This is a genomic window from Amaricoccus macauensis (assembly GCF_049800915.1).
In the GTDB taxonomy this organism is placed as follows: domain Bacteria; phylum Pseudomonadota; class Alphaproteobacteria; order Rhodobacterales; family Rhodobacteraceae; genus Amaricoccus; species Amaricoccus macauensis_A.
Genome location: NZ_JBNAFY010000002.1, coordinates 64,383 through 77,153, shown reverse-complemented (window position 1 = coordinate 77,153; position 12,771 = coordinate 64,383). Strand labels below are relative to the sequence as shown.

11 protein-coding genes are annotated in these 12,771 nt (G+C 65.9%); 8 read left to right on the top strand and 3 right to left on the bottom strand.

The window, feature by feature from the left end; translation table 11 throughout:
* Positions 1 to 36: 36 nt before the first annotated feature.
* The 3 genes from ACP15W_RS04595 to putA all read left to right on the top strand — a co-directional run bounded on the left by ACP15W_RS04595 (position 37) and on the right by putA (position 5,419).
* Positions 37 to 717, top strand: coding sequence for a helix-turn-helix domain-containing protein (locus ACP15W_RS04595; protein ID WP_424931680.1), 681 nt, complete (start codon positions 37 to 39; stop codon positions 715 to 717).
* On the top strand, positions 714 to 1,655 hold the full coding sequence (locus ACP15W_RS04590) for an ornithine cyclodeaminase family protein (protein WP_424931679.1): 942 nt from the start codon (positions 714 to 716) through the stop codon (positions 1,653 to 1,655). Before ACP15W_RS04595 ends, ACP15W_RS04590 begins: the two co-directional genes overlap by 4 nt.
* Positions 1,656 to 1,768: 113 nt before the next feature.
* Entirely contained in the window at positions 1,769 to 5,419 is a 3,651-nt protein-coding gene (gene putA / locus ACP15W_RS04585) for a bifunctional proline dehydrogenase/L-glutamate gamma-semialdehyde dehydrogenase PutA (protein ID WP_424931678.1), read from the top strand.
* Positions 5,420 to 5,472: 53 nt separating this feature from the next.
* Here putA and ACP15W_RS04580 read toward each other — a convergent pair whose 3' ends face one another.
* Both ACP15W_RS04580 and ACP15W_RS04575 read right to left on the bottom strand, forming a co-directional pair.
* Entirely contained in the window at positions 5,473 to 5,772 is a 300-nt protein-coding gene (locus ACP15W_RS04580; RefSeq protein ID WP_424931677.1) for a SelT/SelW/SelH family protein, read from the bottom strand.
* 45 nt (positions 5,773 to 5,817) lie between these two features.
* Positions 5,818 to 6,426: a nitroreductase family protein gene (locus tag ACP15W_RS04575; protein WP_424931676.1), complete on the bottom strand. Its 609-nt coding sequence runs from the start codon at positions 6,424 to 6,426 to the stop codon at positions 5,818 to 5,820.
* Between the two features lie 235 nt (positions 6,427 to 6,661).
* On the opposite strand from ACP15W_RS04575, the gene ACP15W_RS04570 reads away from it, so the two are divergent.
* Complete coding sequence (locus ACP15W_RS04570; RefSeq protein ID WP_424931675.1) at positions 6,662 to 6,994, top strand: DMT family transporter; 333 nt, start codon at positions 6,662 to 6,664, stop codon at positions 6,992 to 6,994.
* Positions 6,995 to 7,059: 65 nt separating this feature from the next.
* Complete coding sequence (locus tag ACP15W_RS04565) at positions 7,060 to 7,761, top strand: TerB family tellurite resistance protein (protein ID WP_424931674.1); 702 nt, start codon at positions 7,060 to 7,062, stop codon at positions 7,759 to 7,761.
* A gap of 18 nt (positions 7,762 to 7,779) precedes the next feature.
* Here ACP15W_RS04565 and zapE read toward each other — a convergent pair whose 3' ends face one another.
* Positions 7,780 to 8,859, bottom strand: a complete 1,080-nt coding sequence (gene zapE / locus ACP15W_RS04560) for a cell division protein ZapE (RefSeq protein ID WP_424931673.1) — start codon at positions 8,857 to 8,859, stop codon at positions 7,780 to 7,782.
* A 194-nt stretch (positions 8,860 to 9,053) separates the two neighbouring features.
* On the opposite strand from zapE, the gene ACP15W_RS04555 reads away from it, so the two are divergent.
* The 3 genes from ACP15W_RS04555 (at position 9,054) to mdoH (ending at position 12,768) form a co-directional block, all read left to right on the top strand.
* On the top strand, positions 9,054 to 10,295 hold the full coding sequence (locus ACP15W_RS04555; RefSeq protein ID WP_424931672.1) for an MFS transporter: 1,242 nt from the start codon (positions 9,054 to 9,056) through the stop codon (positions 10,293 to 10,295).
* Between the two features lie 94 nt (positions 10,296 to 10,389).
* A complete protein-coding gene (locus ACP15W_RS04550; RefSeq protein ID WP_424931671.1) occupies positions 10,390 to 10,806 on the top strand; it encodes a globin domain-containing protein in 417 nt (138 codons plus the stop codon).
* Positions 10,807 to 10,965: 159 nt separating this feature from the next.
* The gene (gene mdoH / locus ACP15W_RS04545; RefSeq protein ID WP_424931670.1) at positions 10,966 to 12,768 is read left to right on the top strand and encodes a glucans biosynthesis glucosyltransferase MdoH; all 1,803 of its coding nucleotides are present in this window, start codon (positions 10,966 to 10,968) and stop codon (positions 12,766 to 12,768) included.
* Positions 12,769 to 12,771: the final 3 nt, after the last annotated feature.

Genomic DNA, 12,771 nt, shown 5'->3' with positions numbered 1-12,771 from the left:
CCGAACCATCATGCCGATTCTCAGGAGAAACGCCCCATGGAAGCGTCGCATCAGTCCGGGAGCGCCGAAACCCGTGCCCCGGACGAAGGCTCGTCAGGGGCGGTCCGAAAGGTCGATGCCCTGCGCGCCGATCTCGACGGCCCGCCGCTTCCGCCGGTGAATATCGGCCAGAGCCTCGCGCTTCTGCGCAAGGACAGGGGGCTCACCCTGCGCGCGGCGGCGGCGGAATGCTCGGTTTCGGCCGCGACGCTCTCGCGTATCGAGAATGGCTCGCTCTCGCCCACCTACGACGTGATCTCGAACATCTGCGCGGGTTTCGGCATCGGCATTCGCGAGTTGCTCGGCTATGGCACCCGCAGCCGGTTCAGCGGCTGGCGGTCCGTCACCCGCGCCGGAACCGGCCGCACGCTCGAAACCCCACATTACCGCTACACCTTCCTCTGCGACGACACCGCGCAGAATCCCTTCATGGTCCTGCGCACCGAGATCCTTCGGAGCAGCCTCGAGGATTTCGGCCCGCTGCTGGCCCATGCCGGACACGAGCAACTGGTCGTCGAAAGCGGAACCGTCGAGGTGCATCTCGAGCATTACGCCCCGGCACGGCTCGAGAAAGGCGACAGCCTCGCCTTCGACAGTGCGCTCGGTCACGCGGTGATCTCGCTCAGCGAGGAGCCCGCAGTCGTCCTGTGGATCTGTGATGGGCTGGACCCGGCATGAAAATCCTCTCCGCCGAAGAAACACGCGCCGCCCTGCCCTGGAAGGAGCTCATCGAGGCTCTGGAGGCGGGCTTTCGCACCGATGTCACCTCGCCCCTGCGTCACCACCACCACATGGCAAACACCGCCGGACCGGATGACGTCCTGCTACTCATGCCCGCCTGGCTCGATAGCGGCTGGGGCGGGGTCAAGCTGGTCAATGTTCATCCGGGCAATTCGGAGCGGGGCCTGCCCGCGATTTCCTCGACCTACCTGCTGTTCGACCGCGAGACCGGACAGCACCGGCTGATCCTCGACGGCGGTGAGCTGACCGCGCGCCGCACCGCTGCCGCCTCGGCGCTTGGCGCGGCGAAACTCGCGCGGAAGGACGCCACCCGGCACCTCGTCGTCGGCGCGGGCCGCGTAGGCGCGAACATTCCCCACGCCTACGGCGCCGTGCTCGACATCGGCATCACCGAGGTCTGGTCCCGCCGCGCGGCGAACGCCGAAACCCTTGTGGCGGAACTGCGTGCGGCCGGACTGGATGCCCGCGTCGCGCACAATCTCGAGGCGGCGGTCCGCGAGGCCGACATCGTCACCTGCGCCACGCTCGCGCGCGAACCCGTCGTGCGCGGGGCTTGGCTCAAGCCGGGAGCGCACCTGGACCTGATCGGCAGCTTCACACCCGACATGCGCGAAACGGACGACGCGGCGATGCAACGGGGCCGGATCTTCATCGACACCGACCACGCCCGCACCGAGAGTGGTGAGCTGCTCTTGCCGCTCGAAAGCGGTGCGATCGCGGAGGACGACATCGAGGCCACTCTCTTCGACCTCTGCCGCGGCACGAAGGACGGGCGCGGGTCGGATGACGAGATCACGATCTTCAAGGCGGTGGGCATGGCCTCGGAAGATCTGAGTGCCGCAACACTTGCCGCCCGCATGACGGGCATCATCTGAAAAATTAGCAGGCCTGGGGCGTGTTCATGCAGCAACGACTCAGTTAGCGTGCAGAAATGTCGCAAGGCTCGTGCACCGGTTGCGAGACAAAGGGGGACGAAATGGGAGCGATCATGGACCAGATTGTGCAAGACGGACAGAAACTACGCGCCCGCGTGCGGGAGAATTACATCGCGGACGAGGCAAAGATCGTCCATGACCTCGCGGCCAGCATTCCGCTGAGCCAGACCGAGCGCGAGAAGGTCGCATCCTTGGGGGCGAGCTACGTCGAGCGGGTCCGCAAGGAAACCTCACCCACCATGATGGAGGCTTTCCTCGCGGAATACGGGCTCTCCACCTCGGAGGGCGTCGGCCTGATGTGCCTTGCCGAGGCGCTCCTGCGCGTGCCCGATGCCGAAACCATCGACGACCTGATCGAGGACAAGATCGCGCCCTCCGACTGGGGCACACACCTCGGCCACTCCTCCTCGTCCCTCGTCAATGCCTCCACCTGGGCGCTCATGCTCACCGGCAAGGTGCTCGATGAAAGCCCCAAGGGTCCGGCCCGCGCGCTCCGCAGCCTCGTGAAACGCATGGGCGAGCCGGTCGTGCGCACCGCCGTCAGCCAGTCCATGAAGGTGCTGGGCCGCCAGTTCGTCCTCGGCCAGACCATCGAGGAAGGGCTCAGGAACGCCCGCGAATGGGAAAAGCGGGGCTACACCTACAGCTACGACATGCTGGGCGAGGCCGCGCGCACCGACGATGACGCGCTGCGCTACCAGAAGGCCTATGCGGACGCCATCGCGGCCATCGCCAAGCAGGCAAAGGGCAGCGTGAGCACGAGCCCCGGCATCTCGGTCAAGCTTTCCGCCCTGCACCCGCGCTACGAATACACCCACCGCGAAGCGGTGATGACCGAACTCGTCCCGCGCGCGACCGCGCTGGCCCGCCAGGCCGCCAAGGCCGGGATCGGCTTCAACATCGACGCCGAGGAACAGGACCGGCTCGACCTCTCGCTCGACGTCATCGAGGCCATGCTGTCCGATCCCGCGCTCGAGGGCTGGGACGGGTTCGGCGTCGTGGTGCAGGCCTATGGCCGCCGCGCCGGCCCGGTGATCGACTGGCTCCATGATCTCGCAACCCGGCTCGATCGCAAGATCATGGTCCGCCTCGTGAAGGGCGCCTACTGGGACACCGAGATCAAGCTTGCGCAGGAAATGGGCACCAACGGCTTCCCGGTCTACACCCGGAAGGTGAACACGGACGTGAGCTACATGGCCTGCGCCGCCAAACTGCTCGGCTACCGCGACCGGATCTACCCCCAGTTCGCCACGCACAACGCCCATACCTGCGCCGCGATCGTCTCGATGGCCGGCAGCGACACGAGCAGCTACGAGTTCCAGCGCCTGCACGGCATGGGCGAAAGCCTCCATGGCATCGTGAAGGAGAGCAACAACACCCGCTGCCGGATCTATGCCCCTGTTGGCGCGCATCGCGACCTTCTGGCTTATCTCGTCCGCCGCCTCCTGGAGAACGGCGCGAACTCCTCCTTCGTCAACCAGATCGTCGACAGCTCGATCCCGGCCGAACGCATCGCCCAGGACCCGGTCGCCCAGGTGGAGAGCCTCGGCGAGGCAATCGCCAATCCGAAGATCCGCAAGCCGCTGGAGCTCTTCGCGCCCGAGCGGGAGAACTCGCGCGGCTACCGGGTGAACGAACCCGCCTCCATCCTCCCGCTCCATGCCGAGCGCGAAGCCTTCGCCGACAAGACCTGGAAAGCCGCCCCGATGCTGGCAAGCGGCGCGGAACCCCAGGGCCCGGTGCGCGAAATGACCTCCCCCGCGGACAGCACACGCATCGTGGGCCAGGTGCAGGAGGCAACCCCCGAGGACGTTTCGGCCGCCATCGATGCCGCCGTCGCGGGCTTTGACGACTGGGCCACGCGCCCGGCATCCGAGCGCGCCGCCATCCTGCGCCGCACAGCCGATCTCTACGAGGAAAATACCGCCGAGCTTACCGCCATTACCACCCGCGAGGCCGGCAAGATGCTGCTCGACGGCATCTCGGAGGTGCGCGAGGCGGTGGACTTCCTCCGCTACTACGCCAACGAGGCCGAGCGGCTCGAGGCCGAGGAACCGGGCGGCGGACGCGGCGTCTTCGTCTGCATCAGCCCCTGGAACTTCCCGCTCGCGATCTTCACCGGGCAGATCGCCGCGGCTCTCGGTGCGGGAAATGCCGTCCTCGCCAAACCTGCGGAGCAGACCCCGCTCATCGCCACCCGTGCGGTGGAACTCATGCGCGAGGCGGGCCTGCCACCGGCAGCCCTCCAGCTTCTGCCCGGAGATGGCCCCAATGTCGGCGGGCCGCTCACCTCCGATCCGCGCATTGCGGGCGTCTGCTTCACCGGCTCGACGCAGGTCGCGCAGATCATCCACAAGACACTCGCACAGAACGCCGGGCCGGACGCCGTGCTTATCGCCGAAACCGGCGGGCTGAACGCGATGATTGTCGACTCGACCGCACTGGCCGAGCAGGCGGTGCGCGACATCCTGATCTCGTCCTTCCAGTCCGCCGGTCAACGCTGCTCGGCGCTCCGGGTGCTCTACGTGCAGGAGGAGGCCCGCCACCGGCTTCTCGAAATGCTCGAAGGGGCGATGGATGCACTCTCGATCGGGGACCCCTGGAACCCGGAAACGGATGTCTCCCCGGTGATCGACACGGAGGCGATGGAGGACATCTCCGCCTATGTGGAAACCTGCGAGAAGGAAGGGCGCCTGCTCAAGCGCCTGCCCGCTCCCTCGGGCGGCAATTTCGTCACCCCGGCCGTGGTCGCCGTGACCGGCATTGAGCAGATGGAGCGCGAGATCTTCGGCCCCGTCCTGCATGTCGCGACCTTCAAGGCCCGTGACATCGACAAGGTGGTGGATGCGATCAACGCCCGCGGTTATGGCCTCACCTTCGGGCTTCACACCCGGATCGACGACCGCGTCCAGCAGATCGTCGAGCGCGTGCACGTGGGCAATATCTACGTGAACCGCAACCAGATCGGCGCCATCGTCGGCTCCCAGCCCTTCGGCGGCGAGGGGCTTTCGGGAACCGGACCCAAGGCCGGCGGCCCGCTCTATCTTGCCCGGTTCCGCCGGACCGAAGCCGCCGCGAGCGTTGAGCCCCCCACCGGCGCGGAGGTTGCCGCCGAGAAGGTCCAGAAGGCCATCGACGGGATCGACGCGCGCAACTGGGAGGCCCGGACCGACAAGGTTCATGCCCTGCGCACCGCCCTTTCCGGCGCGCGAGGCAAGGTGCGCAAGGCACTGACGGAGGCCGCCGCCTTCGACATGTCGCCGCAAACGCTCCCCGGACCGACCGGGGAGAGCAACCGCTACCGCATGTTCGCCCGCGGCACCGTGCTCTGCCTGGGCCCCACGGCGGAAATCGCGCTCGCACAGGCCGTGCAGGCTCTCGGTGCAGGCTGCGGTGCGGTCATCGTGGCGCCCGGTGCCGAAGAGGCAGCAGCCCCGCTTGCCCAGGCCGGAGCACCGGTCGCGGCCTTCGACGGCACGCTCGATGCGAAAGCCCTGGCCAGCCTTCACGGGATTGCGGTTGTATCCGCCGCCGGCGCATCGGACTGGAACCGCGCGTTGCGGACACAGCTTGCCGAGCGCGACGGTCCGATCCTGCCCCTGGTGACGGAAATCTTCGCACCCGATCGCTACGTGGCCGAGCGCCACCTCTGCATCGACACCACCGCGGCAGGCGGCAACGCCAACCTGCTCGCCTCCTCGTAGAACGGAAACGGCCCGGACATTCCCGTCCGGGCCGCTATCAACCAATCTTCAGTTCAAGCCGCCGGTCCGCTCGGCCGATCCACGTGGCCCAGGTTGCGATCCGGTGAGATCCGGTCCCGAACCATCTGTTTGAGCGTCTTGACGTCGGGGAACCCGCCGTCGCGTTTCCGCTCCCAGATCAACTCGTCATCGAGACGGATCTCGAAGATCCCCCCGGTGCCGGGCACCAGTGTCACCGAGCCGAGTTCCTCCGAAAAGGTCGAGAGCAGCTCCTGCGCCATCCATCCGGAGCGCAGGAGCCAGTTGCAGAGGCTGCAATAGGTGATCGTGACGGCAGGGCGTGGTTGGGTCATGGGCACATCCTGCCCAGCCCTCAAGCGCCCCGCAAGCCCTCGGGACTATTCAGCCGCGAAGACACCCTTGAAGACCACTTCGTCAAGCGGACGGCGCTTGCTCGGCACCTCGTTCTTCCGAAGCGCCTCGGGCAGCACGTCCGGTGCGGCCTGCGTGCCGATGGCGGATGCGGCCTCCACGCGGTAGCCTTCCGGAATGTTCAAGGTTTCCGGGATCTTGTCGAACTTCAGGCCCGTCATGCCATGCGCGTGATACCCAAGGATCTGGGCTTGGATCGACATCAACCCCCAGGCCGAGCCCGCATCGAAGGAATGGCTGTAGTTCGGGGTTTCTTCCGCCGCACCCGGAGGAGCGCTGTGGGTCTTCGACACGATGAAGACCAGCGCGCCGGCGTTCTTCGCCCATCCCTGGTTGAACTCAACAAGCAGGTCGAGCATCCGGTCGAACTCGGGCGTTCCCTTGATCGCGTAGATGAACCGCCAGGGCTGAACGTTGTAGGCCGAGGGCGCCCAATGCGCTGCCTCGAGAACCGTCAGCAGCTTGTCTTCGGGCATCGGCTGGCCATCATAAGCCCGCGGGGACCAGCGCTCGAGAAAGATGGGAGAAACCGCGTATTCGGCGCTCCGTTCGTCGATCGGGGAAATCTCGTTCATTGCAGGCTGAACCTCGTTGAGTTGATCTGTTTCCCTCAATCTAGCCACGCCGAAAGCGAAACCAAGTCGTTTCATAGAAACCTATTGATCCCCCATTCGAAACAGTTCGGCATTTTTCTGCCGTTCATCTCCCAAGCGTGACAGCCCGGAGACGCCCCATCCGTTGCACCGCAAGACGGGCATCCCTAAGAGGGTCCGGTCATGCAATGAATGCCCGCAACGGAGACGTTCCCAGATGCCCGCGTATCCCTCGCTGTTTATCGCCATCATTGCGGAAGTCATCGCGACCACGGCCCTCGCCCAGTCCCAGAGCTTCACCCGCCTCTGGCCGTCTCTCGTCACCGTCATCGGCTATTCGACCGCCTTCGTCTTCCTGACCTTTGCCCTGCGCGTCATGCCCACGGGCGTCGTCTATGCGATCTGGTCGGGTCTCGGCATCGTCCTGATCGCGCTCGTGTCCTGGTTCTGGTCCAAACAGGCACTCGATCTCCCCGCGATCCTCGGGCTCGGCCTGATCATCTGCGGGGTCATCGTGATCAACGTGTTTTCCAAGACCGTCAGCCACTAGGCCCCAAATCGCCCCCTGCACGAAACCGGTTCCCACTTTCCCGCGACATGCTTTAAGTTGGCCCCATGTCGATATGGAAACGCATAGGTGAGGCGATTTCGGCGCTCGTCGCGAAGGGCGAGGCGCTGTCCTCGTTCTTCGAGCGCCGCCGCACCCCGCCCGAAAAATCGGTCGCCTTCACCATTGCCGTGGTGGGTCTGGGCGCCAAGATGGCGAAAGCCGATGGCCTCGTCCGCCCGGCAGAGGTGGCGGCCTTTCGCGATGTCTTCCGGATCGCGCCCGAAGACGAGGCCGCAGCCGCCCGCGTTTTCAACCTTGCGCGACAGGATATCGCCGGTTTCGACGTCTATGCGCGGCGAATCGCGCGCATGTTCGCCGATCAGCCCGAGGTGCTGGAGGATATCCTCGAAGGGCTCTTCACCATCGCAATGGCGGATGGCCACTACCACGAGGGCGAGGAGGGCTTCCTGCGCAAGGTCGCAGAGATCTTCGGCATCGGCCAGGCCAGTTTCGGCTGCATCGAGGAGCGCCATGTGAGCGGGCGACCCCGCGATCCCTGGCAGATCCTGGGCGTCCCGCGGGATGCGGAGATGCCTGCGATTCGCGCGCGCTGGCGCGAACTGATTCGCGCGAATCACCCCGATATGATGATCGCCCGCGGCCTGCCGGAGGAAACCGTAGCGCTGGCAAATTCGCGCATCGCCGCCATCAACCAGGCCTGGGAGGAAATCTCCGCCCGTGCCGGAAACAGGCGCGCGATCGGCTGAGACCCGGCGAACGGCGCCTCAGGGCCAGCTGGCCGAGCGCATCTCTTCCAGCCGTGAAACCGTGCGGTGGAACTCGAAAGCCCCCGCGCCTTCGGTATAGAGTTCGGCCGGCTCCTCGGCCGCCGAACAGATGAAGAGGATACGCGCCTCGTAGAGCGCGTCGATCAGCGTCACGAACCGCTTGGCCTCGTTGTTGCGCTCGCGCGAGAGCTTCGGAATATCGTCCAGGATCAGGACGCGCAGTTCCTTCGCCAGCGCCAGGTAGTCCGCCGCCCCGAGCGGACGGGCGCAGAGATCCTCGAAACTCGCCCGTCCCACGCCATGGGCATGGCGCGGCAGTCGCACCACGCGGCCCTGCACCGGGATGCTGAGCGGCGCCCCACCCCCACCCGCATGGCGCGCCCAGGCCTCATCGAGTGCCGCCCGCGCCGCGTCCCCCAGGGGCGAGAAATAGGTCTGCTCGCCCATCTCCCGGTCCATTCGGTGATCGGTGGAGCTTTCGAGCTGATGGATCTCCAGGCGTTCCTTGATCATGCCGATGAAGGGCAGGAAGAGATGCCGGTTCAGTCCGTCCTTGTAGAGTTCGTCCGGGTGGCGGTTCGAGGTCGCCACGACGACGACGCCGCGCTCGAAGAGCCGCTCGAAGAGCCGCCCCACCAACATCGCATCGGTGATGTCCGTCACCTGCATCTCGTCGAAACAGAGCAACGTCGCCGCATCCGCAATCGCATCCGCCACCGGCTTCACCGGATCCGGCTCGCCCCTCTGCCGGGCGGCGTGGATCCCGGCATGGGCCTCCTGCATGAAGGCATGGAAATGCACCCGGCGCTTCCGCTCGACCGGCGCCACGTCATAGAAAAGATCCATGAGCATCGACTTGCCGCGGCCCACATCGCCGTAGAGGTAGAGCCCCGGCACCGACTTCTCGACGATCCGCTCGCGCCCCCAGCCGAATATCCCGAGGCCCACCCGCTTGGGCGCCGTCGGATTGTAGTCCTTCAGCCGCATGAAAAGCAGTTGCAGCTTCTCGACCGCCAGCCTCTGGGCGGGATCGGCGGAGAGCGAGCCGGAGGCGACACGCTCGCGGTAGAGGGGCATGGGACCGTTCGTCATGTGCCGGGTGTGGCGCAAGCCAACGGGCATTGCAAGCATCGACGCGAAAGCCGACAGGGCGTCCCGACAGTGGAAATTCCGCCTCTCCGCCATTGGTCTGCATTTCACAAGCGCTCAATTCTGGTCTAGACGATACAAAACTGTTCTTGCCCTGATTCCGGCCACTCGAAAGCCCCCGCATGACTGCCGAACGCACCCCGCTGGTCACACCGATCCTCATCGCCTCCTGCCTTGTCCTCGTCATCGGCTTCGGCATCCGCGCGAGCTTCGGCGTGTTCCAGATCCCCGTGGCGGACGAATTCGGCTGGCCCCGAGCCGATTTCTCGCTCGCCATCGCGATCCAGAACCTCGCATGGGGGTTCGGCCAGCCGATCTTCAGCGCTTTCGCGGAGCGGTTCGGGGATCGCCGGGCAATCGGCATCGGCGCGCTCGTCTATGCGCTCGGCCTTGTGCTCTCGGCCAATGCCGTCACGCCGGAAGGCCACCAGCTCCTCAACATTCTCATCGGGTTCGGCATCGCCGGGACCGGGTTCGGCGTGATCCTTGCCATCGTCGGGCGCGCAAGCAGCCCGGAGCACCGCTCGCTGGCCCTGGGCATCGCCACAGCGGCGGGATCAGGCGGCCAGGTCATCGGGCCGCTTGCCGCCGAATTCCTGTTGAGTTTCCTGAGCTGGGCCCAGGTCTTCCTGGTCTTCGCCGGCACGATGATCGCGATCCTCGCGCTCCTTCCCTTCCTGCGCTCGCCGCAACCCATTGAACGGACCGTGGAAGATGCCCCGATGGGAAAGGTCGTCGGCGCCGCGATCCGCGACCCGAGCTTCCTGCTCATCTTCCTGGGCTTTTTCTCCTGCGGCTATCAGCTCGGTTTCGTGACGGCGCATTTTCCCGCCTTCATCACCGAGGTCTGCGGGCCGATCGATCCGGGCGGCTTGCTGGCGGGCCTCGGCATCCGCACCACCTCCGCCCTCGGCGCCCTGGCCATCGCGCTGATCGGCATCGCCAATATCGGCGGCACCATCGTCGCAGGCCTTCTGGGCAACATCTACCGCAAGAAATACCTCCTCGCGCAGATCTATCTCGCGCGCACCGTGGTGAGCGCGGCCTTCATTCTCGCCCCCATGACCCCTGCCAGTGTCATGCTGTTCTCGCTGGTGATGGGCGCGCTCTGGCTTGCGACCGTCCCGCTCACAAGCGGCCTGATCGCGCAGATCTACGGGCTGCGCTACATGGGAACGCTCTACGGCATCGTCTTCCTGAGCCACCAGATCGGCGCCTTCGCCGGCGTGTGGCTCGGCGGCGCGCTCTACGACATCACCGGAACCTACACGCTCGTGTGGTGGATCGGCGTCGGTGTCGGTGCGTTCTCTGCGATCGTCCACCTGCCGATCGAGGAGCGGCCGAGCCGGTCTGTTCCCGCCTGAAAATTTCCCAGCAGGCAGCGGCGCTTGCCCCAGATCAAGGCCGCGATGCGTCAAACATGATTGCTGAAACCTCGTGAACCGAGGGAGACCGACAATGCCTCTGACCCAAGACGACATTCGCATCGTTCAGGAGAGCCTTCCCGCGATCCGGAATCACCTGAAACCCGCTTCGCTGAACTTCTACGAGAACCTCTTCAAGATCGCACCCGAACTGCGCCCCATGTTCCGCGAGGATCTCGCGGGTCAGGGAATGAAGTTCTTCTCCACCCTGAACGCGATCTTCGACATGCTCAGCGACCCGGACGCGTCCCAGGCCGAAGCCACCGAACTCGCGGAGGCGCATTCGTCCCTGGGCGTGAAGGCGGCGCATTTCGCCCCCATGCGCAAGGCGCTCGACATCACGCTCGCAGAAACGCTCGGTCCGGATTTCACCCCCGAGATCCGCAGGGCCTGGCTCAATGCCTATGACGAGATTTCGGCAAAGATGATCGCGGGCGCCCACCTCCCCTGACCGCAGGCCCTGCCCGGTCGGGCCGATCAGGCCGGTCCGGGCGCATGAAGTATCCATTATTTGTGGCCGTTCGCAGCGTTATGCCAAGAATTTCATTGGACCTGGGAAACAATAACACCAAATGATGCCCCCGGGATTGCAATACGGGGAGGTGTTTTCATGGCCAGTACAGGGCTCGCGCCGACAGAACGCGAACAGGCCAGCTTGGGCGATGTGCCGGACACCGACAAGATTGCCGCCACGATTACCCGCCGCCGGCTGGTTTTTCTTGCGCTGAACGCCGCGACGATGGCGACCCTGCTCTCCGGCATGGTCTGGATGCTCTCCCATGGCGGCATCATCGCCGTCGAATGGGCCATGCTTGCCGCCTTCACCCTGACGCTGCCCTGGCTCTCCATCGGCTTCTGGAACGCGATCATCGGGCTCATCCTCGATCTCCGACACGGTCGAGATGCGCCGGGCCATGTCACGCCCGCCCTTCTGCGCGTGAGTTTTCGCGAGCCCATCGTCAAGCACACCGCGATCGTGATGCCGCTGCGCAACGAGAACCCCGAGGAGTCCATCGCCCGGTTCCGGGCCGTCCAGCGCGGCCTCGCCCACACGCCTCACGCCGCCCTCTTCGACTTCCACGTGCTGAGCGATACGAGCGATCCCGCCGTTGCTGCCGCCGAGGAAGCCCTCGTGGCCACATGGCAGGCCGAAACCACCAGCGCCCGGATCTTCTACCGCCGACGCACCGACAACACCGGCTTCAAGTCGGGCAACATCGCCGAGTTCGTCCACCGCTGCCGCGGCCGCTATGATTTCTTCCTCCCCCTCGATGCCGACAGCGTCATGGGTCCGAAGATCATCCTGCGCATGGTCCGCGTGATGCAGGCCTCGCCCCGGATCGGCATGCTCCAGAGCCTCGTCACCGGCCTGCCCTCGGAGACGTTCTTTACCCGCGCCTTCCAGTTCGGCATGCGCCACGGCATGCGCTCCTTCACCCTCGGGTCCGCCTGGTGGCAGGCCGATTGCGGCCCGAACTGGGGCCACAACGTGCTGATCCGCATGGAGCCTTTCCGGGAACACTGCATGCTGCCGGAACTGCCGGGCAACGGGCCGCTCTCGGGCCATATCCTCAGCCACGACCAGGTCGAGGCCGCCCTCATGCGCCGCGCGGGCTTCGAGGTCCGCGTCATTCCTGAGGAAAGCGACAGCCACGAGATCAACCCGCCGAGCATCGTCGATTTCATCCGCCGCGAGCTGCGCTGGTGCAACGGCAACATGCAGTATCTCCGCCTGCTCGGCCTCCCCGGTCTCCCGCCCGCCACCCGCATCCAGCTCCTCCTTGCGATCCTGATGTATGTGAGCGCACCCGCCTGGATGGTGTTCGTGCTGATGAGCGCGGCTCTCGCCGGTCAGCCCGGACAGTTCGAGGGCGTGACGGTGCAGGCCGGCCTCACCTTCTTCGCGGTCCTGATGGCGATGAACCTCGCTCCCAAACTCATGGGACTGGCCCAGATCCTCGCCTCAGACCGTCGATCGGCGCGCTATGGCGGCCGCGACCGGGTGATCCTGGGCGGCATCGCCGAGATCCTCTTCGGCATCCTGATCGCCCCGGTCGTCGCCTTCGCCCTCACCCTCTTCGTCGTCGGCCTGCTTCTGGGGCGCCGGATCGGCTGGGACGCGCAGCAGCGCAGCCGCGAGCGCCTGCTCTGGAGCGAAGCGGCCCGCGCGCTCTGGCCCCAGACCCTCACCGGCCTCGTACTCGCGGGCTGGCTGGCATACGTGGCACCCTGGGCGCTGGCGTTCGGCGCCCCCATCCTGCTATCCTTCGTGCTTGCAATTCCGGTGGCGGTCATGTCGACGCATCCGGCGGGTGGCCGCTGGTCCAGCGCCATCGGCCTCTTTGACATCCCCGAAGACCGCCATCCCCCGGCCTTCGGACCCGTTCCAATCACGGCACCAGATCCGGCCTGACGC